Origin of the sequence: Wolbachia endosymbiont (group A) of Clivina fossor (genome assembly GCF_964026865.1) — a bacterium.
GTDB lineage: Bacteria > Pseudomonadota > Alphaproteobacteria > Rickettsiales > Anaplasmataceae > Wolbachia.
Map to the genome: position 1 here is coordinate 430,518 of NZ_OZ034707.1, position 23,510 is coordinate 454,027.

Consider the following 23,510-nt stretch of genomic DNA (forward strand, 5'->3'; position numbering starts at 1 on the left):
GATATTATTTTTTGTAACATTGTTATACACGTCATGATAAGGGGGCTGGCAAAATGTGTCAAGTAAGTTTTTCGTTTCTATGTTATCCGCTACTTGGATGACAGAAAAGAGTGCTGGGATGACAGGAGGCAATGTAACCTCATTAAAAACTTAATTTCAGTCCAGTCAAGAGCACATAACCAGAGTTGCTATTTTCTACTTCAGGCTCTTTGGTACTAAATTTTACAATATCGAAATAGTATGAAGTGCCCATAAAAAATGGATATTCAAGGCTTAAAGCATATGATGTTAACTCGTTTGCTGCAATATCCCTACCACTATTGAAATATGTTAAGCTCAATTTACGAGAATCAGAATGGTAAGCAATACCTGCATTCATATAATACGTATTATTTATTTCAGGATTACGCTTCTCACCAGATTTACCGCCATTACCATACGAAAAAATGCAATCAAGATCGAACAATTTTAGCTTCAAACCAAAATTCCAGTGCAGTAATTGATTACGACATTCATAATTTTTAGAAGTTCCATCTGAGCAATCAGTTAAATTTTCTCTTGCAAATTCACCAGTTAAGGCAGTAGTAAAATTTATATCATCTGATAGGCCATTTTTATAGGAAAGGCCAGCAGCAATTAAATTGCTGTACTGTAAGTTATTTTTTCCTGGGACATAACTGAACCCGAGTTGAAAGTTATAGATTTCAGGGGAGATGTAGTTAATTGATGATTGTTTTAACCCTAGTTCGAGTCCATTATAATTACTGTAAATGTTGGGTTTTACCCAAAATACCTTGTCTTTATCATATCCAGGGCCATTATCTCTGTTTTCGTTACCACGCAAATTTGCATAGTTTGTCCAATGACCATTTACTCCTCCAGCAGCTGTATAAATTTTTGAAGTGTTAATTAACATGCCCTGACTAACTAAACTTCTTTTACCATATTCAATTGATCCAAGCACCTGATTTTTAATGATGAAATACCATTCCTCCATGTCTAACTTTTCTATGTCTAACGCTTTTAGGTTTGCAATACCAGAAACTCCTGCCTTAACATTAAACCCCATTTGAGTATTTGGATAAACTTGCTGTAAATAAAGAAAGCGCAAGTATGAATAACTTGAAGTTTTATCCTTAGCTTTAGCATTGAAAGAACCTCTGTTGAAGGCGTAGCCGAATCTCAAATCTACTTTTCCATCTAGTTCTGCATAAAATATTTCCTTATCCAGAATTGTTCTAGAGCTAGCACTATTCTGCAAAAATAATGATGAAAGCAATGCTACCAGGTAGTACCTTAACTTCATAAATAAACTTAAATTTTTATAAAAATTTAAGTTTAAACTCAATATAAATAAAAAACAACTTTTCAGAAGGCGCCGCTGGTAGATTTTGCTGCCCGTTTTTGAGCTATATTCCCATAAATTATTGATACACTTGGTAATTTTCGCTTTAATAACTGCTTATTAATGGCAGAATGTATACGATTAATTATTTTAGACGTACTTTTTACATCGCAGTTAATCAAAACAAAAAGCACTTTATTCTCATCAATATACCCTAGAAAATCATCACTACGGCAATTTTTACAAAAATGTTCTATGATAACTTTCAGTGCATCATTTGTCTCACTACAGCTACTATTTAAGCCAATCACTCCTATAGCTGCATTAATTTGATGTTGAAAGGCAAAATTTAATATAACGTATAACTCTAGAATAGTAGACTCATTGTTTGGTATATCGAATAAGTCATGGTTTTTATATTTTTTACCCATTAGATATTCATCTCTAAAGATTCCTAATTTATGAGACAAGCTGATATCACGTATCAATAGCTCATAATTTATTTTATTACTAGCAAATTGTGCAGTGCGGAAAACTTTTACTTTTGTCTTTATATCTTCTCCTTTAGCATCAGTTAAGGAAAAACCTATCACTTTAGGTAATACATCAAGTAAATCGTGTCCATTTTCGGTATACTCTAAATAATTCTTCATGTCGTCAGCTGCTCTTGCACTTAAAATATTGATTAACGGCTTATTAAGTAAATTCCCTTCCTCGTATTTTAACAAATTCCTTGCGGCTTGATTGAGCCCTAAAATTAATACGGTTTTTTTCTTATTATCCTGACAAACAGATACCACAGCATCATCTTTCCTTCTTGCAGTTATGAAATCATCCATACTTTCATTCTATACAGCATATTTATAAGTATAATAAGATTATATTAAAATTTACTTACTTATTAATATGCTTGATTAGATATAGATAAAATGTCATACGGAATGGCTTTGTTAGCTATTTTAGGTGGTAATAAATGGATAGTCAAGCAAAGTTACATTTGTAACTTTGCTTGACTTATCCGTTTTTTTTATATCTTTATTACAATCATAACCTCTAGCTCTGAGTTATACCCCTTTGTTACATTGTATTAGATGGAAGTAGAACAAGTCACGTTTAGTTGTTCTGAAAGATCTACTATAGCTAACTGAAAAAAGGTTACCCCAGAAGGGATAAAAAGGTATAAAATGGCTTTAGATAAGGTAGAATGATGCCAAAGTGAGAATCTGAGGGGACGTGTTTTGAAAGTAGGTAGCTTGTGCTGTTTACCCAGTCTTACCAGTGTGGGGTTTAGCTATCCTTGGCGTTAATTCTCTCGTATGTTTTGCTGGTGGTTTAGCTTTTCATATGAAGCATGAGAAAGAATCAGACAATGTTGAGGAGGCTGAAGAAGCAGTTAGGAATTATGGACCACCTCCTCCTTATAGTGAATTTAATAATTCTAATGCGGAACAGCAGTTTGGGAATTGTGAGGGGTTCTAAACCCACAACTATACGAACATTGCAATTTCAGATCCAGTGCCTTGACTACAAATGTTCGTATAGTTGTGAGCTTGACCATAAAATGATTCTTAAGAAAACAAATGCAATTTTTTGCAGGTTTCACGTATGATAAAAATTAACAGTTTTATTTTTAGCCAAATTAATTGAATCAAGCTACAAAACCTGCTAAAGTTAACTTTATGAAAGCACCCTTAGCTCAGTTGGATTAGAGCATTTGACTACGGATCAAAAGGTCGGGCGTTCAAGTCGCTCAGGGTGCACCACATTTTATAGGAAACAGAAGTCACACTTGAAATTAATATATGCAATACCTATCTTTAAAGGTTAAACACTAAACTATTATATATGAGCAAAAAAGACTACTATGATCTGCTGGAAGTAGGAAGAAATGCCAGTATTGATGAGATAAAAAAAGCGTATAAAAAATTAGCGTTAAAATATCATCCTGATAGAAATCCTGGCAATCAAGAAGCAGAGGAAAAATTTAAAGAAGTAACAGCTGCATATGAAGTTCTATCTGACTCTGAGAAAAGGGCAAGCTATGACCGTTATGGCCACGAAGGTGCTTCTGGTGGGTTTCAAGGCTTTAGCTCTGCAGGAGATTTTAGCGACATATTCAATGACTTCTTTGGTGGAGGATTCGGTGGTGGTGCAAGTAGATCAAGAGCAAAGAGGAGCACAACAGGAGTGTCTGGAGCAGACCTACGTTATGATCTTGAAATTACCTTAGAAGATGCATTTAAAGGAATACAAGCGCCTATACATTATGTGACAAATGTAAAATGTGACACATGCCAAGGCACAGGTAGCGAAGGAGCAATTAAACCAGTTCAGTGCCCCACATGCCAGGGAAGCGGTAGGATTAGAACTCAACAAGGCTTTTTTACCATCGAAAGAACATGTACTACATGCTATGGGGAAGGAGAAATAATACAAAATAAATGTAAGAAATGTGGTGGAAGTGGACGTAGAAGAGATGAAGTAAATATATCCGTTTCAATTCCAAAGGGCATAGAAGAAGGAGCTAAGGTAAGGATAAGTGGTAAAGGAGAAGCTGGAGCAAGAGGTGGAAAAAGTGGAGATTTATACGTATACGTGAAAATAGCTCCCCATAAAATCTTTACTCGAAATAAGGCAGATTTACACTGTAAAGTACCTATAAGAATGACACTAGCTGTGCTTGGTGGTGAAATTGATGTTCAGTCAATTGATGGAGCTAAAACAAAAGTAAAAGTTCCAGAGAGCACTCAAACTGGTACCAAGTTACGTTGTAAGGAGAAGGGTATGCCGCATATGAGTTCACATGTTCGCGGTGATTTGTATGTACAGGTAATAGTTGAAACCTTAAATCTAAAAAGTTTAACCAAAAAGCAAATTGAGCTATTAAAAGCGTTTGAAGAAGAGGAAAATGCAAATGTACAACAACGATCTGAAGGGTTTTTTAGTAAAGTAAAAAAAAAATAAGAAATCTGCTAAATGACATGAAGGAGTAACTGTTTACGGGTTTTCATTTAATCCTGCAATTCTTTGACCTTATTAATGGAAAACTTAACAATAGTGTTGATATCAACATTATTAGCCAACAGAAACTTCTTAGTTCCTTAAAATTATGTAAAAGCAATAAATTTCTTTATTTAAGGTCGAAGTTTTGCTATTCTCAGGTTTTAATAATTTAAATTTAATGAATATAAACAAAAATGAGTTTTTATTTCTTCCGCTTGGGGGAGTAGGAAGAATCGGGATGAATGTTAGCCTATATCATTATCAAGGTAAGTGGATTATGATCGACCTTGGTGTTGGTTTTGCAGATGAAACTATGCCAGGTGTTGAGCTGCTCATTGCTGATGTAGATTTTATTGCTCAAAGAAAAAAAGATTTGCTTGGAATAATAATTACACATGCACATGAGGACCACTGCGGTGCAGTGCCCCACTTGTGGGAAGAGTTGCAGTGCCCCATATATACAACAAAGTTTACGGTTAATTTTCTTAGGGAGAAACTAAAGGAGTTTCGATTAGAAGATACAGTACCTGTGAAAGAGGTGGACATAAATGGCAGCACAAATTTGGGTCCTTTTACCGTCGAGTTTATAAATATAACTCATTCAATTCCTGAGGCAAATTCAATATTAATTAGCACTGAAATGGGTAGTGCACTCCATACCGGAGACTGGAAATTTGATCCAAAACCTGTTGTTGGATTAACTTCTAATATAGAGCGTCTAAAAGAAATTGGCGATAAAGGTGACCTGCTTGCAGCAATTTGCGATTCAACCAATATATTAAGCAAGCATCACCCTGAGTCAGAAGGTGAAATTTATAATAACATTTATAACATAATAAAGCGGTCTAAAAAATTAGTTGCTGTTTCGCTATTTGCTTCAAATGTGGCACGAATTGAAACGATAAGCCAAGCTGCAAAAGCACTAAATAGAAAAGTAGTTTTACTTGGTAGATCTTTATGGAGAATAGTGAAGGTTGCGCAAGATAGTGGTTATTTAACTGATTCTCCTCAGTTTCTTGAAGCAAAGGAAGCAGTAAATTTTCCAAGGGAAAAACTGGTGCTACTTTGCACAGGTTGTCAAGGTGAGCCACTGGCAGCAACTTCAAGGCTTGCTAATAAGAGTCATCAAGCATTTAAAATGCAGCAAGGTGATACCATGATCTTTTCGTCAAAAATCATTCCTGGAAATGAAACTCGTGCGCACAACATGCTCAATGCCTTTATTGAGATGGGGGTAGAAGTTGTTACTGAAAAAACAGAGCATGTTCATGCTTCTGGGCATCCAACAAGAGAAGAGTTAAAGGAAATGTATTCTTTAATAAAACCGAAGATGTCTATTCCAGTTCACGGCGAATATATTCACACGCATGCACATGTAAAATTTGCTAAAGAGTGCGGTGTGGCAAAAGCAATAATGATTGCACCAGGTGATATTGTTAATTTGGAGAACGGAGAAAAAGTTGATTCAATCGATGTTGACTACTTTGGTATTGATGGTATGCTGCTACGTCATCCGGAGAGCAGTGTTATAAAAATGCGTAAAAGAATGAGAGATGCCGGAGTTATTGTGGTAATAGCAGTTGTAAACAAGAAAAATAAATTGCTTACTAAACCGAAAGTATTTGCACCAGGTGTTTTCGAAGCGCAAGAAGATGCAGCTATTATGCAAAGGATCATAGAGAAGGTTGAGTCAGCGTTTAGTTTACAACCGACAAAAAAAATAAGAAATAAGATTGAAAGTTCAATATTTAGTATCTTAAAGGAATATTTACTAAAAAGACCTATAATTGAAGTCCAGATAGAACAGGTATGAAATGAAAGAATGAAGTTATTCGTTCAGCTGGCGTTACTTATTTCGTTATTTATTCCTTATTTTACAAAAGCTGCTTTATATGTTGATATAAAAAAAAGCAATGTTGGTAACATCGGTCTTGTTGTATCTAAATGTACATGTAAAACAGCGCTGGAAAGCGAATTAAGCGAAAATATTGCAAAGGTAATAGGAACAAATTTATCTAATTGTGGCTTATTTAATGTAAAACGTGGCGCGGAAGCTGAATTTAAATCTTGGAAAAGCGATACTGTAGTCACAGTAAGTTTAAGCGAAGTATCTGGTAGTGCATTAGAGCTATCATTTCGTTTGTTTGATACTTTTACAAAAAGAGAATTACTTACTCAGTCAGTTGTTTTTCCAGCAAAAGACTGGAGAAAAATTGGTTGCCTCGTTTCGGATGTGATACATGATAGATTGATTGGTGAGAAAGGGCACTTCAACACAAAAATCACGTATATCGCTGAAGAAAAAGATAGCAACTACAAATCTGTGCGTAAAATTGCTGTGATGAATCAAGATGGAAGTAATATAAAATACTTAACAAATGGCGATAGATTTGTGTCAACACCGAGATTCTCACCAAATGGAAAGGGTATTGTTTATATCTCATACGCAAATGGTAAAAGTTATATAGTATTAAAAAATTTAAAAGACCACACTGAATCAATAATCAGCGCATTTGAAGGAGTTATTTCTGCACCAAGATTTTCTCCTGATGGTAAATCTCTTTTAATTTCCCACTCATTGGGTGGTGAAACGAATATATTATCTTTGGATTTAAGTAGTAAACGGACAAAAAAAATTACTAAAGGTTCAGCTATAAGCACTTCTCCCTCTTTTTCTCCAGATCAAAAGTATATGGTTTTTAGTTCCGATATGAGTGGGAGTCAGCAGCTGTATGTTATCGATTTTACTAACAAAAGTAAAAAACCTAAAAGAATTAGTTTTGGAAGTGGAAGATATGCTACGCCTGTTTGGTCGCCAAAAGGAGATCTGATAGCTTTCACAAAGATTCAGTCAGGAAAATTTTACATAGGAGTTATGAAGCCAGATGGCAAAGAAGAACGTCTACTTTCAGAAGGGCATAAAATTGAATCTCCGGCATGGCTACCAAATGGTAGAGAAATCATTTTCACAAGAACAGAATCACCAAGCAACTCTAAACTATATTTAGTAGACTTAGTAAAGAAAAATCAAAAAATGGTTTCCACTCCCACAAATGCTTCTTTACCGGATTGGTCTTATTCTTGAACTACTGAGCTGCATGCTCCACAGCATTGATTTATTGCCACATTAACAAGATATCCCGCTACACCACCTACTATAGTACCAGCGATTCCTGACAACACAACAGTTGCAATTACTCCAATAGCAGCAATTTCAGGTATAGTTCCCATTGTAGCCAGTGTGGCTCCTATAGCGCCAAACAATAATGCTGAGCTTATAATTATCCAGCTCCTCCCTGAAGATTGTTTTTGTGGAGAATTATGTATTAAGATGTATATGAACAAGTAGAGAGAGCAAGCAAAGTTTTGCATATTGATGAAACTAGCCATTATTCTAAAGGTAAACTTGGCTGGTGCTGGGTGTTTGCTAATAATGAAGCAAGCCTTATTAAATTAGCAGACACAAGAGGAGTTAAGTTTCTAGAGAGTAGTACATTTTCTAGTTATAAGAATTTGGTTGTTACCGATAGGTATGCGGTTTACAACTACTTCAGTGACGAAAAAAGACAGATTTGTTGGGCACACTTGTTAAGGGATTTCGAAAGGCTATCTACCCACTTTAAATGGTGCTATATTGGGCCTTAACTTGACGCGTATGGTTTATTTAACACTCCCAGTTAAAATAATTACTTAGCAAACAATAGGTTTCATGTAATGGTAACCCTATAACGGAAGAGTAGGAGCCGCGTAAGAACAATACGAACATCCCAGCTAGGCCTTGTATATTGCATCCCCCTGCCCTATTTTTCCACTCTTCTGATGCTAAATAATACTTAATTTCTTGTTCACTGAGACGTTTAAATTTCACTATTGTAACCACAGTTCTAATATGTTGTTTAGATTGATCGGGAGTTAATAGACACACACTGGTATATACTCTATGCCTTCTTCCTGATAACAAGCGGATGCATTTTTCTGCTTGCTCAACGTTTTCAGCTTTAAGCAATATCCTTCTACCACAAGCAACAACTGTATCAACACCAAGCACAAAGTAATTTGGATTTGAACTTTGTATTTTCTCAGCTTTACTTTTTGCCATACGGATTGAGTAATCCTTCGGAAGTTCCTTTTTTAAAGGGGCTTCATCTATGTCTGCTGGCAAAATTAAACCTGGCTCAATATTTATTTGTTTTAGTAAAGCTATACGCCTTTTCGATGATGAAGCAAGAATAAGATTATTTAGAGATCGTTCTGTCACTTGTACCTTTAAGCCTTCTAATGATCCGACCTTTTTTCGCATTCCTATCGTAAATACTCATCTCAACTAACACCCTATCCCCGATAATGATGCGTATTTTACTTCTTCTCACTTTCCCTGATACATGACAGATAATCTCATGTTCATTGTCCAGTTTCACTCTAAATTCTGCTGCAGGTAGTAAAGCAGTTACTGCCCCTTCCACTTCAAAAATTGTTTTCGATTTCTCGTCTTTTATCATATGTTATATTATAATTTAATAATCTTTTTCAGTCTACTATAGATTTTAAATTATTATCAACACAAAAGACTTTTTGCACCCCACTTAAGTATTTCTCTTGCAACTTAACCCCAATCATCTTCACAATAATGCCTTACCTACGTTTCTACTCTCTGCCACCTTCTCAATAGAAGTTGTAGTTATGTTGGAAGATAAATCATCATCACAATTTTCCTTACCGCTACCATATCCGTCATCAATGCTTGAAGATCTGAGTGATCTTCTCTCCCCTTCTAGTAGAACATAAGATTCACTATCAAAGCTTAAAGATCTGGATAACTCTATCTTCTTTCGTGGAGCATTATCAGGCTCACTAGAAATGTCTCCTGTTAGAGTATAAAATTGATCGTTGAGGCCCTTTTGTTTGTCAGCAAACGTTTCTGCACTCAACATTTCTACTTGATTACGCAAATCTTCTATTTCTTTTTTACTGTCTTGTAATTCTTTCGTCAGACCTTCAATATCCAAAACTTTATCTGCAATGATGTCGCCCAATGCATCACGGCTCTCTTCCAATTCCTTAATCTCATCTTCATGCTCTCTATCCATGGATTCCAATATTGATGCTACATACTCTTTAAACTCATCATGCATGTTTTCTAACTTTCCTATCTCTTGTTCATAAGATTCCAGTTGTGCTTTATACTCATTTTCCAACCCTAGCATTTGATATTTTAAATTGCTTATAGACTGCTCCTTTTCCTTCATTATGTGTGCTGCTTGGTCTATCTCTTTTTCAAATTCTTTTAATTTATCTTCTGATTCCTTCTTTTCTGTATTAACACCTTTCAGCTTGTCCTCTAGCTTTCTTTTTTCTTCATGCACACTTTTAAATTCTTCCTCATTCCTCTTCAGGTTTTCTTTAAGCTGCGTTAACTCCTTACGCATTGCATCTATTTCTGCCTTGGATCCTCGCTCCTTTTTTTCAAGTTTATCTTGTAAATCGCTATTCTGCCTCTCTTTTACAATTGTTTGATTATCTTCTGCTTGGGTTGTTTCTAGTTTCTCCTGTAGTTGCTGATTTTCTTGTGTTAATTCATGGTGCTTTTTATTTATCACTTGCAACTCTGCTTCTTCTTGCTTCAATTCAACGTTTTCTTCGGACAGCATCTGATTATTTAAAATCAATTCATCCATTTGTTGTGAAGCAACTTCTGGTTGAGTTTCAGTGTGCTGTAAATTGACTTCTGTTTGAATTAATGCATTGCTATTAATAGAAGGAGAAGAAGGAAGGCTATTGTCATCATCAACTTTAGGGTCTGGACCTTTCGATTCCCCCCCTGGTTCCTTATCTTGATAGGCCACTATAGATTCATTTTGAAAATTATTATTAGCAGTAGGTACAACATCAGCAGCCTTACCCTTTTCTAGTGATTTCATTACAGCATCATGTAAGACGAGGCCTTGAATATATAATTCATCATTTTGCTTTATTAATTCTAGGATCTCCTCCGATGACACAAAATCTTCACCATCAAATTTTAGTACTTCAGTTATGCCGCTACTACTCACATTCATAATCATGGTACACATTCTGGATCCATTCTCTACAGGCCAAGTGCTTGCCATTTCATAATATGCGCCTTCTTTAAATTCATAATATCTTTTCTTATCTTCTTGATGAGCGTGTATTTCATGTTTTTTATTGCAATAGATATTCAATTCTTTAATATCTTTCTCTTGCTGTAAAATGTCACTAATTCTTGTTGGCTCACTTCTATTGTAATTAATAAGGTTAACATTCAAAACTCTATGAGCGTTATCAGTTTCTGTGTAATAAGCTTGAAGCTCTACGTCTTTCCTCTCAAAATATTTACTTGCAGCTTTTTTTCCCTGCTCTGCCAACTCTATGCATTTATTTATATCTTCCTTAAAGCTCTTATTAGCAGACTCTGTTACTACTTTATCTATGTACGTTTGTTTAAAATCTCTATCGTTTATTAGGTCATAAAAACTCCACTCATCCCTATAAGCCTTTTGTATAGCAGTGAAGTCACTTTCTTCTTTCAAAAGTACTAAGAAGCCTACCTTGTCTTCTAGATCTTTTAGTTTAAAACCTGTTATTATCTTCTCTAATTGAGAATCAAATTCTTTATTGGCAAAATTTTCAGCAAGATTATTTAAATTTCTTAATTCTTTGCATAATTTATCATTTTCTGCAATTGAGCGGCAGAACTTTATTGTAGCAGAGTCCTTAGTGGAAGGATTTTCTTTTTCCACTTCATTGATACGGTTCTTGAGAGATATAAAAGGTAGTGTAAACCGTGATGAATAACATAATTTTTCTTTTTCTTCTCCATACAACACCAGTAGGCGATGTATTGCATACCAGGTACATGATGCTGCCCTTATAACTGATTCAACATCATAATTCTCTGACTGATCACTTGTTTTTCCTGCCTCTGCTGCTTTGTCTCCCTTAGTCAAACCTCCAATCATAACACACCTCCTTTGACTATATTTATATTATACTAATTAACATATATTCAAAAAAATCAAACCACGTTCTACACTAACTTTTATTATTAACTTAATTGTGTTGAAAATAACTGCAAGTGTTAAACTTAAGCTTTTATCTTTCATTGTACACTACTCATACCAAACTTCGTTATTGGGAAGACAAATAGAATATACGATAAATTCACTTAAACCTCCAGTTATAGGCGGAAAGCACTCTTTTTCATTTGTCTCATTATTATTGAGAATTGGTATCACTATAAGTTTATAATATATCTTATATAATAGACTTAGTATTTTGAGTTATGCAAGTATTTTTTTTATTGGATAAAAGTTAAAAGACGTTTTCAGAAATCTTTAAGCTTAATAACATCCTCTCTTTTTGGACTAGTTGAAATTAGATGAATTGGTACACCTATTAATTTTTCTAACTTGTCTATATATTTTATTAAATTGATAGGCAATGCTTCAATCGACCTTTTACCTTGAGTATTTTCTTTCCAGCCAGGAAACTCTTCATATATTGGCTCTAATTCCTCCTGTATTGAATGCGATGCGGGTAAATAATCATACATTTTCCCGCTATACTTGTAACCAGTGCATATTTTAATTGTATCAAAAGAATCAAGCACATCTAATTTGGTTAATACAATGCTTGAAACTCCAGAAAGTTGCACAGCCTGGCGCACTAAAACTGCGTCAAACCATCCGCAGCGCCTTCTTCTATTGCTCACTGTTCCAAGCTCCTTGCCTATAGTAAATAAGCTATCTCCAATCTCGTTCTTTTGCTCAGTAGGGAATGGACCATTGCCCACTCTTGTTGTATAAGCTTTTACCACACCAATAATGTAAGCATTGGAGGCTAATCCTGAGCCTGTTATTGCTTGCGACGCTACAGTATTACTTGAAGTAACAAAAGGGTAAGTTCCGTGGTCGATATCTAAAAATGTGCCTTGGGCGCCTTCAAATATTATTTTCTTACCTTCTTTCACAAAGTCATTTAATATCCTCCACACAGGTTTTTTATATGAAAGAATTTTTTTTGAAATCCCTTGAATTTCTTTTAATATTTCTTCTTTTTTAACCACCTGGTAGTTAAGGCCTTTTCTGATAGCATTGTGGTAATTCAGAAGAGTATCCACTCTTTTATTGAGCTCATCTGCGTTTTCTAAATCACAAAGGCGTATAGCTCTCCTTCCAACTTTATCTTCATAACATGGCCCTATCCCTTTGTTTGTTGTACCAATTTTGTGATTTCCGTTTAAATCTTCAAATAGCTTTTCCTTGTCCTTATGTACGCTAAGTATTAATGGACAGCTCTCGGATACCATCAAGTTGTTATAGTTTACGTCCACTCCTTTAACTTTCAATGACTCTATTTCTGAGATTAGAGCATGTGAATCAAGAGCAACACCGTTTCCTATGATAGATATTTTGCCCGTTCTCAAAACAGCAGAGGGCAGTAAATTTAATTTATAAACCTCATCATCTATTACTATAGTGTGCCCTGCATTATTTCCTCCCTGAAATCTCACAACTACATCTGCATTCCCAGAAAGATAATCTACTATTTTACCCTTGCCTTCGTCACCCCATTGCAGACCAACAATTACAATGTTATTCATCATTATTTTCTAAATTAATACATAAATATTAATGCAGTACGCTACAAATGGAAAGAGAAATCTGCGCCTTTCCTGCACCTCTTAAATAAAGAAATATACTGTCGATTTTCTTAATATATTACCAAATTATTCATCATTATATGATATAACTTACAGCATATTTACAGTAAGGTGTTATTTATGAAAGAGGCAAAAGGAAAAAATAATAAGAGTCCAGTAGTTAGATTAAAGGCCACAGCTAAAGAGTTCAATTTTAGTAAATTAAGAGCAGGTCAAGATAATGAATTAGCAAATTCTGGTGAAACAATGTTCTTAGATTTTCAAAGGATGAATTTTATTATTAACGGAAAAGAAATAGATAAAAATCTTATTATTGCATTTAAGGAAGGAGCTAAGCACCGCAAAAGCGAACTTTTTAATAGTGATGATATATATAATGACGAAATATTTAACAAAAAAGGAACAAGAGAAATAGATACGGATCATGGCAAAGCTTTTGTTGCTTCAGTACTCGAAGATATTGAGAAAGAGCTTGTAAGTAATGCATTGGGTGAGCTATGGAAAAATCACTGTGAAAATCCCAAAATTGCTGATCATCAAAAGACCGATTCATATAAGAAAGAATTTGAAGAATTTTACAATGCTGGCCAACATCTATTACCAACAGAGAAAGATGAAAACAAAGACTACCGTTCCTTTGCAAAAGAAGTTTTCAAGAAAATGTTCAGATACGCTGGGGCAGAAGTTCCAAGTAATGCTATTTTAGAAGAGCTAGTCACCAATTGTAATCAAGCAGGGTATGAGGCTGCTCCATTTATACAAACCCAACTTGCACTTGGACAGTCGTTCATAGTAGAAAATCCTAAAAAAGTAATAAATATTGATTGTGCTAACCAAAATAATGTAAGAATTAGATCTGACATGAGGCTACCAATACTCTCTGTTAAAAATCAAGTTATGCATGGTGATAAGATATGTGATCTGTCTAACTCATTAGAATTTACACTTGAGTCTCAAGATGGTAAAGACTTTGTAACATACAGAGATGGTAAATTGTCACTTACTATTCCTAAAGAGTTAAAAAATTATAAAGATAATGGCAAGAGCTTGTTTGACATTATTAAAGAATATTTTCAGAAATTCTGTGCAAAATTAGGATTTAAACCTGAGATAAAAATACAAATAGAGCATAGCTTAGGTACTCAAAGTAACTATTTAGATGGTACAATATCTGCTACAGGATCGGATGCAAATAAAGAGTTTATCAATCTTTTAAGCGAAAATCTCAGAGATAGGTTGTTGAGATCAGGCTCTGCTCTAGAAGATGTTAATGATCTTGTTGAAGTCAGAGTATCTACAGTTATGGATCTATTGAGTGATTATGCTAAATTGGAAGATAATAAAGAAAACAGAGAGTTATTAATAAGTGAAGTAGCAGATAATTTAGGGCTTTCCTTTCAAGGTAAAATAGCATCAGAAGTATTGAAAGAGTTTGATGATGAAATAATAAAGTTAATGCATACAGAAGGTATAAAGAATAACATAGGTCAACATATAATGGAATTAGGCTCTTTACCTTCTTTGATAAAAGGTCAGGTTAATCATAATCAAGTGCAGTCTGTTGTAAATACTTTTATTAAGTTAATTATTGAAGGGAAAAGCGAAGTATACAAAGAAAAAAATGCAATTAATGCAATTGATGCAATTTATCAGAAGGTAGATAAGGCAATTGTTGAGCAAGAAAAAAGAGCAACCAACAAACAAGATATAGAAAATGATAAATGGACAGATAAAATAAAAAAACAGAGATTATCTGTGGAATCACATGAACACTTACATTAAAGATACTAGTAGGCTCTTTAAATATTTTAGAGTTCATGGTTACAACGGTTGCTATTTTACAGTGCACCTCATCGTAAAAACTACGTGCCGTTGCATCATATGTTTCAAGAACGTTGGTAAAATGTTCAAGTTGATCTCGATTCAATACCTGATCTATTCTAGTTATACCAATTCTCAATAATAATGAGACAAATGAAAAAGAGTGCTTTCCGCCTATAACTGGAGGTTTAAGTGAATTTATCGTATATTCTATTTGTCTTCCCAATAACGAAGTTTGGTATTAGTTGGTCATTGCTGCTTTTAAAATTAGTTAGATCACATAACATAGCACGTTCTTCAGTTTCAGCAGGCAAGTATTTAAAGTGACCAAAGATATTTTACCTAATTTTCTCTAGCATATTTACCTGTATACTTACAAAGCTACCTAATACCGCATACTGATTTCTCTCTTTATTTTGTACAAATTAATTAAGTGAAGTGAGTATAGTATCCACACTACTAAAAAAAATGTGGCACAAAACATAAACATTACAATGAGTGGCAACAGCAAAGAACTTTCTATTGCTACTCCACCTCTTCTCAAAATGCTTGCTGGCTGATGGAGAGTAGACCATAAATTCACAGAAAATTTTACTACGGGAATATTTATAGCACTAAAAATGGCAAATACTGCTGCTGATTTTTCTGCCCTCGCTTCATTATCAAAAGCGCTCCACAATGAAAGGTAGCCAACATATAGGAAAAATAAAATTAGCATTGAAGTAAGCCTTGCATCCCATACCCACCAAGTGCCCCAGGTTCCTTTTCCCCAGATGCTACCTGTGATTAAGCATATTGCAGAAAAGACTGTCCCTGCAGGAGCAGCAGCATGTGCCAAGACACTAGCAATGCTATTGTTCCACACCAATGAAATGAAACTAAGTGATGCAATGAGTCCATATATTCCAAGAGCAAGCCATGCAGAAGGCACATGAATGTACATAATTCGTACAATTTCTCCTTGTTTATAATCCTCTGGGGAGAAGAGTAACGCCAAAAACATTCCAATTAAAAAACATGCGAAACAAATAACCCCAAGCCAAGGTAGTGCTTTTTTAGAAAAAGAAGTGAAATTTGTAGGCTTTAATAAAAACATTCGTTTTGAGAATAATTGCGTTAAGAATTTACCAATTAGTTTGAGTTTTATCAACAGGATAGTTTTTCTGCATTGACATAGATTAACAAATTAGCACAATTTCAGTAGCCGATTGCTTGCTATTATTTTTAGTATAACACTATATAAAACATGACCCTTAAAAAGCTTAATTTACACTTAGTATCAGATTCAAGTGGTGAAACTGTTATATCAGTTGCAAAATCAGCTCTGAAACACTTTCGTTCTATAGAAACGATCGAATATGTTTGGTCTTTTGTAAAAGGAGAAGAGCAGATTGACAAAATTCTGGAGGAAATTAATAGGAAAAGTGATGAGCATAATTTTGTTATATGCACTATTACTGATGATGAGCTAAGAAAATATCTAAAAGATAACTGTATAAAGTTGAAAATTCCCTATAGAGCAATATTATCACATATTATTAGAGAAATTTCGTCCTATCTTGAAATTGAAAAAGACGAAAAGCTTGACTTGCATACTGAGATAAATAACGAATATTTTCAGCGCATTGAGGCAATAAACTACACTATTAATCATGATGATGGGCAAAATATTCAAGATATTGATAAAGCAGATATAATTTTGGTTGGAGTTTCACGTACATCAAAATCTCCCACCAGTACGTATTTAGCTTATCGAGGCTATAAGGTTGCAAATATTCCTTTTGTTAGTGGAGTACCCTTTTATGTCGACTTGGCAAAATTAAAAAATAAACTAACAATAGGGGTAACAATAGACGTAAGTAGGCTAATAGAAATACGCAAAAATAGACTTACTTCAATTAACAACGAAGATAATAATATATATGCTAATCCTAGAAAAGTAGAAAAGGAAATTAAAGAAGCAGAGGAACTATTTAAGCAGAATAACTGGCCAATTATTGATGTCACGCAAAAGTCAATCGAAGAAGTATCAGCAACAATTATACAGTATTTTAATAAAATGTGAAAAATTTATCAATTGACTAACTCTCTGTAAGTGATCATAATGTAAGATAATTTAATTCTTACTATAGATATGAAAGTCAAAGGGTCGCTAAAATCTCATCGTAACAGAGATAAAAATTGTAAAGTTGTGAAAAGGGGTGGTAAGATTTACATTATAAACAAGGTAAAGCCAAGGTGTAAAGCGCGTCAAGGTTCTTAGCTTTTTGTTCACCTTTTCATGTTATACATTTCTTGTATGTGAAAGTACGGTGTTTATACCTAAAAAGAAGCAAAAGTTATTGTGTTTAAGCGCAGCCTTATTCATTTCTTCTCTTACATTATATTTTAGCATTAGCACAATTACAGGTAAACGTGGCTTATTGACGTTAATCGACTTAAAAAAAGAGATTGAGTACAATAAGCTTTTGCTAAAGGATGTCTCTTCTGAAAAGGAAAAGTTGGACAATAAAGTATTTGGCTTATATGAAAAAAGCTTAGATTTAGATCTGCTTGATGAGCAAGCAAAAAATGCTTTAGGTTATGTGAACCCTAATGAACTTATGGTTGTTCTTGACGTGGAATAGCAGTAGACTTCTTGCGTTACCTCCTGTCATTCAAGCCCCTTTCTTGTCATCCCAGTGCCCCTATGATGTCATTCCAGTGCTTGACACTGGAATGACATCATTATAGAGTGAACCAGTGTCAGCTACTTTCATGACACCATTCTTTTTTCTGGATTCCAGTGCCAGTTACTTTCATGACACCATCATAAAGTGAAACTAGATTCCAGCGTCACGCGCTGGAATGACAAAAAAGAGTAGGTTTTTTATGTGATTATGCAAGAAGCTAGTGTAAATTTAAGTTTTATCTACCGCTTGATCAAAAAAGAATAAGTTTAGTAAAAAATAATGATATTATTAGTGGAACATAAAATAGTCCCACTGCAGTACTAATTAGAAGCAACAGAGTAGCTTTATCTGGTTGATAATTCAAAATATTAGCAAGTATTATACTGGACCCAGAAACTGGAATAATAGCCAGCAACATCAGTGCTTTATATATACTCTCGTCGTATACACCTATAACATGTTTGTCTAGAAGGACAATTCCTAAAACAAACAGTGGCCAGAATACGTACTTTGCTGTAATAGTGATCAAAGCAAGCTTCCAATCTACTTTAAAGCTTGTAATATTTGCAATGCTCACTCCAAGTAGCATCATCCCTAATGTGACAAATGTACTTCTAATATTCATCATAACATCTGTTAAAAAAGTAGGTATTTGTATATCATATATACTTAAAAAGAAGCCCAGAACCATCGCATAAAGCGAAGGAAGTTTGAACAACTTTAATATGCATTCTTTTGCGGTATAAATACCATTTGCAGCTATGTAAAATCCTAAGCTATTTTCAAACAACGCCATTCCTATATAACAAACAACATATACAGATACTGAATCTTCATCAAACAAAGCCATGGCAATCGGCAGGCCAAAATAACCCATACTTGTGCTGCCCGAGCTAAACGCTAATATGTTTCTCGTGTTATCCTTAAATAAAAAAGAAGAAAGATAATACACTGATAAGGACATAGTGCTACCTATAAACCATATCAAAATCGGCAGAGAAATTACTTTTAAATTAACTTCTGTATGAGAGACTCCATATAAAATCACTATTGGATTAGCTATATAAAAGAGTATTTGAGATATAGTGTTTCTGTCAATTTTAAGACATTTTCCTGATAAATAACCAATAAATATTGTAATATAAATAGGTAATATTTTTAGGAAAAGAGTAAGGAACATACTAGCCTATTGTGATACTTTTGACTGATAAAGTGATATTAGATCTTAAGGTATTATAAAAGTAAACAAAATTTATTTTCCAATTTATCCAGCTCATAGTTAATTAAAAAAGATTCACTTAGTGTCAAAATTTGTTTTTACATAAGACTTAAGAATGACATTTTTATGATAAAATTATGTTAAGTTTCTATAAAGCTCCTTGCATATTTTTGAATAATGATGAAAAATTAAACTGCTTGTGGTAATTTAGACGGACTGTTGAAAAAGTAAGATACCGTCTTGCTAGTCAACAAAAAAATTACTCAAGCTGTATCATAAAATCAAAAAATACTTCCGATTGTGTAACAGTACACAGATTACAGTTAGTGAATATGTTGAATGGATTGGAAGCATTTTTTGATTTTAAACCACAGTCAACATCCTAGTTCTGTAATTCTTGATATGATTTGGATCAAAAGCACTTTTGGATGTCAGGATACCGAAAATGATATGGAGTAGTTTACGCATTGCAGCACCAACGATGGCCATATTATGCTTACCCTTTTCCTTTAATATTTGGCAAAAACTCATAATGATAGGATTGTGATTCTTAGCTACTATGGCAGGAAAGAACAGAGCCTTACGTAATGTTTGTGAACCTGATTTACTTAATCTGGGTTTGCCATATACAGATGAACCTGACGTCATATTTCGTGGTATAACTCCTGCGTATGCTGCCAATTGCCTGGCATCTCTAAAAGCCTTTATGTCAGGAACTTCAGCTAAAATAGCTATTGCTGACTCCTCTCCTATACCTGGAATAGTCAATAGAAGTTGAAAATTTTCCAATAACTCTTTGTGTTGCTTTAATAGTTCATGTATGGAGTTTTTTATTGTTTCTATTTTTTGAGTTATATTCATTGCAAGGTCTTCCCAAGCAGTTGCAACTTCTTTAGGTAGTCTCTCTTTTTTTTCTAGATGATTATTCATTAATGTCAATTCATCTTTTAACGCAGCCGAGCAACGATAAAGATGTCTTAGTTTTTTCAATTCAGAAGAAGGTGGTGTCCAACGAGTTGGTTCCTGTCTTTGGCAATAATCAGCAATAATTTCTGCATCAGTCTGATCATTCTTTTGTCTTACGAGCTTACTCCTCGCATAAGATTTAATACAATAAGGATTTACAACACTAACAAAATGTCCAGCATTGTGCAAAAATTCAGCCAAAGCTTCGCTATAACAACCAGTAGCCTCCATGCATGCCTTTACTTCTTCCACATTATGCTTTTGTAGAAAACTCAGCAGACCTTGAAACCCAAGATCATCGTTCTTAAAGCTCCTTTTCCTAGTTTCACGCTTTTCTTTTTTACTTATGAATGAAAGAAAAACATCAAAGCGATCTTTTGATACATCAATTCCAAGAAAGTTGTTGATCATATATAACCCCATACGTTACCATTTAAAACGAAAAGTAAGGCTAACCTTGTGGATACAGAATTAGAGCCATTTAGGTCTTTCTACGATACCGTCCAGCCTATACTTTTGAGGAGGGAACTCTTATCTTACTTACAGATTTTATATCTAAGAGGAGAAACAGAGTTCTTCCCTCCTCCACCTAATGCTTAAGCTTAAAACATTAGATGCTTTTTACAAGATACAAGAGGAAATAAGTAAAGTTAGGACAGAGAGTAAGGGCTTTAACATAGTTGTCATATTTTTCTTTAATTAACCCTAGTGTCCAATTTACCCACCATAGCTTCACATGAGGTGTTTCTAACCATTTTAATAACAGTAAAAAATGTTCTTCTTTCAACGCTTTAAATGTGATATTTTTATTCATTAATTAAAAATTTCAAATGTTACTACCCTTTCTATTAATCCTGTCTCTAATTGCTAAGTTCATTGAAATTGACATTTCCGTACCTAGTTTTCCTGATATGGTGCACTATTTTAACGTATCAGAAGGCACAATTCAATTAACTATTGCTTATAATTTCCTAGGCTTTTGCATAGGAGGGTTGTTTTTTGGTCCATTGTCTGAATGCTATGGCAGAAGAAGGATTATGATCATAGGTAACACTTTGTTATTAATCGGCGCTGTTGGTTGTGTTTTTGCACCGTCGATTTTTTTGCTTTTAATTTCTCGCTTTGTTCAGGGCATTGGTGTTAGCACATCTGTAGTTGTGTTTGCAATCGTTGCAGACAGCTACAAAGGCGACGAAGCGGTGAAATTTATTGGAATCATGAATTCTGTTCTTACAGTTGTCATGGCAATTGCGCCAGTGTTAGGCAGTTTCATTAATGAAATTGTAGGATGGCGTGGTAATTATGCAACTGTTGCAATACTTTGTTTGATCTCTTGGGTTTTGCTGCTTTTTCTGTTACCAGAAACAAAAAAGGATCGCGATGCTTTCAGTTTGAAAAAAATAATGAAAGATTACAGAAAACTACTATCTAGTCCGAGGTTTGTTACGTTGTCTTTAATGTCAAGCCTCTTTTCTGCCGCTTATATGTCATTCATCACTTGTGGACCTTTTCTGTATATGAAGACTTTTGGTTTATCTAGCACTATTTATGCACTACATCAAGGTGCAATAGTTGGGTGCTTCTCACTCATTAGTCTATTTGCTGGCAAAATCTTACAGAAACTTGGAGCAATATGGTGTGTAATTTCTGGTACGAGCGTGGGTGCTATTGGGTCTCTATTGCTTGTAATATTCAGTATAATTGTACCCCACTCTTTCTACTTAGTAACACTGTCTATGATTATTTTTTCTATCGGTTGTGCAATTTGCCAGCCAGTGATTTTTAATGCATCAATAAATGTTTTCCCTGAAATTAAAGGCACAGCTTCTTCTGCAGTCTCGTTCATTAGAGCTTTTATCATGGCTATTTTTATCGGCTTAACAAGCTACGTTTACAACGGTCAAGCAATTAGTGTAGCTGTTCTTGTTCTATCCGCGATAGTACTAGAACTTGTTTTTACTGCCTGTTTATTGTTTTTAAAAGATCCGGTATAATTAATGATCTTTTTACAGATGTGAGCGATTAACTTTCCCCGGCCAATCTTTCTGCTTCATTACGTGAAATTAATGCCTCAATAAATTCATCTAGTTCACCTTCTTTTATAATCTGCTCTAGCCGATGTGAAGTTAGATTAATTCTGTGGTCTGTTATTCTTGATTGTGGAAAATTATATGTTCTTATGCGCTCGGAACGATCACCAGAGCCAATCTGACTTTTTCTCATTGTTGACCTTTCCATTTCTTTTTTTTGTCTTTCAATTTCGTATAGCCTTGCCCTCAATACTTTAAGCGCTTTAGCTTTATTTTTGTGCTGCGATTTTTCATCTTGCTGTATTACAATTATCCCTGTTGGCAAGTGGGTGACCCTTACTGCGCTGTCAGTTGTATTCACTGATTGCCCTCCAGGACCACTGGATCTATAAACATCTATTCGTAAGTCTTTTTCTTCTATTTTAAAGTCAACTTCTTCTACTTCAGGTAATATCGCAACAGTAGCGGCAGAGGTATGTAACCTTCCTGAGGATTCAGTTTCTGGCACTCTCTGTACTCTGTGTGCTCCTGATTCAAATTTCAACCTTGCAAAAACTTCTGTTCCATTAATGAGTGCAGAAGCTTCCTTATAGCCACCTATACCTGTATTAGAAATGCTTATTGGCTCGAACTTCCAATTTCTTCTTTCTGCATATTTTTGATACATACGAAATAACATTGCTGCAAATAATGCTGCTTCTTCTCCTCCTGTACCTGCTCTAATTTCTAATATTGCATTTCTTGAGTCATCTTCATCTTTAGGCAATAATGCTAACTTTAGTTTTGCTTTTACTTTTGGTAATAATACCTTGTGCTTTTCGAAAAATTCTTCTTTTGCTAACTCTTTTATATCACCTTCGCTGTTTTCATCCTTCATTATTTCTTCTAAATCTGAAATTTCCTCTTTCAGCGTGTTATATTCATCAATTATCTTGATTATTGGCCTGAGCTCAGAGTATTCCTTTGAAAGGGTAATGAATTCTTTTTGACTTAAATTGGTAAGGTTTTCCAAGTTCCTTTCTATATCATTAAATTTTTTCTTTAAGTCTTGTAAATTATTCTCTATATTCATATAGCACAGATCTAGTATTTTAACTAAGTAATATATACTGAAATAAAAAATTTCTTATATCAAGCAATAACACTATAATATATCTACTACCTTCTACTTGAATATAATGGCAAGACAGATAACATCAAGCTGCAATTTCATATTTGGAGCTTCGGACATGAAATCATTACCAGATGAGTCGGCTCCAGAGATTGCGTTTGCTGGTAGATCAAATGTAGGAAAATCCAGTCTGATCAACTTACTGATAAACAGCAAAAAAGCTGCCAGAGTTTCCTCTAAACCTGGATGTACTAGACAAATAAATTTTTACTCTATGTACAATGATAAATTCAGACTTGTTGACCTACCAGGGTATGGTTATTCTCATGCAGGTAAGGAGGAAATTATACAATATTTAAACTTAATTGAGTATTATCTAATTCAAAGAAAAAATCTAAGAAGAGTGTTTGTGTTGATAGATAGCAAGGTAGGATTAAAAGAAATAGACAAAGACTTCATTTATTGGTTAATATATAATAATATTAACTTTAACGTTGTGCTAACAAAAATAGATAAAGTGAGTCAAAAAAGCCTAGATGCCATTCTAGAAGATACTCAAAAATGGATTAATAATGAGAATGTGTCAATTCATCAAATAAGCATCCGTGTTAAGCATAAAATAATCAAGGTAAGAGATGAGTTTTTCAAGTTTACAAGATAAAA

Annotated in this window: 22 protein-coding genes, 1 tRNA gene and 1 pseudogene; 13 read left to right on the forward strand and 11 right to left on the reverse strand. The window is 34.2% G+C overall.

Translation table 11 applies throughout. The features are described 5' to 3' along the window. Window positions 1-142 precede the first annotated feature (142 nt). Both AAGD99_RS02320 and AAGD99_RS02325 read right to left on the reverse strand, forming a co-directional pair. Window positions 143-1,306 carry a porin gene (locus AAGD99_RS02320; protein WP_264732547.1) on the reverse strand — a complete coding sequence of 388 codons (1,164 nt, stop codon included), beginning with the start codon at window positions 1,304-1,306 and terminating at the stop codon, window positions 143-145. A 62-nt stretch (window positions 1,307-1,368) separates the two neighbouring features. Then, window positions 1,369-2,184, reverse strand: coding sequence for a hypothetical protein (locus tag AAGD99_RS02325; protein WP_341822471.1), 816 nt, complete (start codon window positions 2,182-2,184; stop codon window positions 1,369-1,371). An 846-nt stretch (window positions 2,185-3,030) separates the two neighbouring features. Between AAGD99_RS02325 and AAGD99_RS02330 the strand changes: the two genes are divergently transcribed. The 4 genes from AAGD99_RS02330 (at window position 3,031) to AAGD99_RS02345 (ending at window position 7,433) form a co-directional block, all read left to right on the forward strand. Beyond that, window positions 3,031-3,108: transfer RNA gene (locus AAGD99_RS02330), tRNA-Arg, on the forward strand. Between the two features lie 82 nt (window positions 3,109-3,190). Beyond that, window positions 3,191-4,309 carry a molecular chaperone DnaJ gene (gene dnaJ / locus AAGD99_RS02335; protein WP_264732332.1) on the forward strand — a complete coding sequence of 373 codons (1,119 nt, stop codon included), beginning with the start codon at window positions 3,191-3,193 and terminating at the stop codon, window positions 4,307-4,309. A gap of 217 nt (window positions 4,310-4,526) precedes the next feature. Continuing rightward, entirely contained in the window at window positions 4,527-6,161 is a 1,635-nt protein-coding gene (locus tag AAGD99_RS02340; protein ID WP_341822472.1) for a ribonuclease J, read from the forward strand. A 9-nt stretch (window positions 6,162-6,170) separates the two neighbouring features. Continuing rightward, window positions 6,171-7,433, forward strand: a complete 1,263-nt coding sequence (locus AAGD99_RS02345) for a protein TolB (protein ID WP_341822473.1) — start codon at window positions 6,171-6,173, stop codon at window positions 7,431-7,433. Here AAGD99_RS02345 and AAGD99_RS02350 read toward each other — a convergent pair. Continuing rightward, window positions 7,424-7,738, reverse strand: coding sequence for a hypothetical protein (locus tag AAGD99_RS02350; RefSeq protein ID WP_341823238.1), 315 nt, complete (start codon window positions 7,736-7,738; stop codon window positions 7,424-7,426). The two genes, AAGD99_RS02345 and AAGD99_RS02350, sit on opposite strands and share 10 nt — an antisense overlap. Between AAGD99_RS02350 and AAGD99_RS02355 the strand changes: the two are divergent. Further along, window positions 7,682-7,960 (forward strand): annotated as a pseudogene (locus tag AAGD99_RS02355) (IS66 family transposase); the annotation flags it as partial. The gene AAGD99_RS02350 and the pseudogene AAGD99_RS02355 overlap by 57 nt on opposite strands. Before the next feature lie 52 nt (window positions 7,961-8,012). Here AAGD99_RS02355 and AAGD99_RS02360 read toward each other — a convergent pair. From AAGD99_RS02360 to AAGD99_RS02370, 3 genes are all read right to left on the reverse strand, one after another. After that, entirely contained in the window at window positions 8,013-8,606 is a 594-nt protein-coding gene (locus tag AAGD99_RS02360; RefSeq protein WP_341822475.1) for a Maf family nucleotide pyrophosphatase, read from the reverse strand. Beyond that, on the reverse strand, window positions 8,584-8,847 hold the full coding sequence (gene infA, locus AAGD99_RS02365; RefSeq protein ID WP_164224845.1) for a translation initiation factor IF-1: 264 nt from the start codon (window positions 8,845-8,847) through the stop codon (window positions 8,584-8,586). Before infA ends, AAGD99_RS02360 begins: the two co-directional genes overlap by 23 nt. 120 nt (window positions 8,848-8,967) lie before the next feature. After that, complete coding sequence (locus tag AAGD99_RS02370) at window positions 8,968-11,325, reverse strand: hypothetical protein (RefSeq protein WP_341822476.1); 2,358 nt, start codon at window positions 11,323-11,325, stop codon at window positions 8,968-8,970. Between the two features lie 97 nt (window positions 11,326-11,422). Here AAGD99_RS02370 and AAGD99_RS02375 point away from each other — a divergent pair, with 97 nt between their 5' ends. Beyond that, window positions 11,423-11,614: a hypothetical protein gene (locus tag AAGD99_RS02375; protein WP_341822477.1), complete on the forward strand. Its 192-nt coding sequence runs from the start codon at window positions 11,423-11,425 to the stop codon at window positions 11,612-11,614. A 76-nt stretch (window positions 11,615-11,690) separates the two neighbouring features. On the opposite strand, the gene AAGD99_RS02380 is transcribed toward AAGD99_RS02375, so the two are convergent. Then, a complete protein-coding gene (locus tag AAGD99_RS02380; RefSeq protein WP_264688480.1) occupies window positions 11,691-12,968 on the reverse strand; it encodes an adenylosuccinate synthase in 1,278 nt (425 codons plus the stop codon). 180 nt (window positions 12,969-13,148) lie between these two features. Here AAGD99_RS02380 and AAGD99_RS02385 point away from each other — a divergent pair, with 180 nt between their 5' ends. Beyond that, complete coding sequence (locus AAGD99_RS02385; protein ID WP_341822478.1) at window positions 13,149-14,810, forward strand: hypothetical protein; 1,662 nt, start codon at window positions 13,149-13,151, stop codon at window positions 14,808-14,810. A gap of 231 nt (window positions 14,811-15,041) precedes the next feature. Further along, entirely contained in the window at window positions 15,042-15,176 is a 135-nt protein-coding gene (locus AAGD99_RS02390) for a hypothetical protein (RefSeq protein WP_341822479.1), read from the forward strand. Between the two features lie 58 nt (window positions 15,177-15,234). Here AAGD99_RS02390 and ccmC read toward each other — a convergent pair whose 3' ends face one another. Continuing rightward, window positions 15,235-15,945, reverse strand: a complete 711-nt coding sequence (gene ccmC, locus AAGD99_RS02395; RefSeq protein ID WP_264732341.1) for a heme ABC transporter permease CcmC — start codon at window positions 15,943-15,945, stop codon at window positions 15,235-15,237. 150 nt (window positions 15,946-16,095) lie between these two features. Here ccmC and AAGD99_RS02400 point away from each other — a divergent pair, with 150 nt between their 5' ends. From AAGD99_RS02400 to AAGD99_RS02410, 3 genes are all read left to right on the forward strand, one after another. Continuing rightward, window positions 16,096-16,914 (forward strand): pyruvate, water dikinase regulatory protein, encoded by an 819-nt coding sequence (locus tag AAGD99_RS02400; protein WP_341822480.1) that lies wholly within the window; start codon window positions 16,096-16,098, stop codon window positions 16,912-16,914. A gap of 69 nt (window positions 16,915-16,983) precedes the next feature. Further along, a complete protein-coding gene (ykgO, locus tag AAGD99_RS02405) occupies window positions 16,984-17,112 on the forward strand; it encodes a type B 50S ribosomal protein L36 (protein WP_006279631.1) in 129 nt (42 codons plus the stop codon). 49 nt (window positions 17,113-17,161) lie between these two features. Continuing rightward, the gene (locus tag AAGD99_RS02410) at window positions 17,162-17,476 is read left to right on the forward strand and encodes an FtsB family cell division protein (RefSeq protein WP_253309259.1); all 315 of its coding nucleotides are present in this window, start codon (window positions 17,162-17,164) and stop codon (window positions 17,474-17,476) included. 295 nt (window positions 17,477-17,771) lie between these two features. Here AAGD99_RS02410 and AAGD99_RS02415 read toward each other — a convergent pair whose 3' ends face one another. Both AAGD99_RS02415 and AAGD99_RS02420 read right to left on the reverse strand, forming a co-directional pair. Beyond that, window positions 17,772-18,701 carry an AEC family transporter gene (locus AAGD99_RS02415; RefSeq protein ID WP_253309260.1) on the reverse strand — a complete coding sequence of 310 codons (930 nt, stop codon included), beginning with the start codon at window positions 18,699-18,701 and terminating at the stop codon, window positions 17,772-17,774. Between the two features lie 402 nt (window positions 18,702-19,103). Next, on the reverse strand, window positions 19,104-20,117 hold the full coding sequence (locus tag AAGD99_RS02420; RefSeq protein ID WP_253309747.1) for an IS110 family transposase: 1,014 nt from the start codon (window positions 20,115-20,117) through the stop codon (window positions 19,104-19,106). 500 nt (window positions 20,118-20,617) lie between these two features. Between AAGD99_RS02420 and AAGD99_RS02425 the strand changes: the two genes are divergently transcribed. Then, window positions 20,618-21,700 (forward strand): multidrug effflux MFS transporter, encoded by a 1,083-nt coding sequence (locus AAGD99_RS02425; protein WP_341822482.1) that lies wholly within the window; start codon window positions 20,618-20,620, stop codon window positions 21,698-21,700. 28 nt (window positions 21,701-21,728) lie between these two features. Here the strand turns inward: AAGD99_RS02425 and prfA are convergent, their stop codons facing one another. Continuing rightward, on the reverse strand, window positions 21,729-22,808 hold the full coding sequence (prfA, locus tag AAGD99_RS02430) for a peptide chain release factor 1 (RefSeq protein WP_341822483.1): 1,080 nt from the start codon (window positions 22,806-22,808) through the stop codon (window positions 21,729-21,731). Between the two features lie 103 nt (window positions 22,809-22,911). On the opposite strand from prfA, the gene yihA reads away from it, so the two are divergent. Further along, window positions 22,912-23,508: a ribosome biogenesis GTP-binding protein YihA/YsxC gene (yihA, locus tag AAGD99_RS02435; protein ID WP_375316731.1), complete on the forward strand. Its 597-nt coding sequence runs from the start codon at window positions 22,912-22,914 to the stop codon at window positions 23,506-23,508. The last annotated feature ends 2 nt before the right edge of the window (window positions 23,509-23,510 follow it).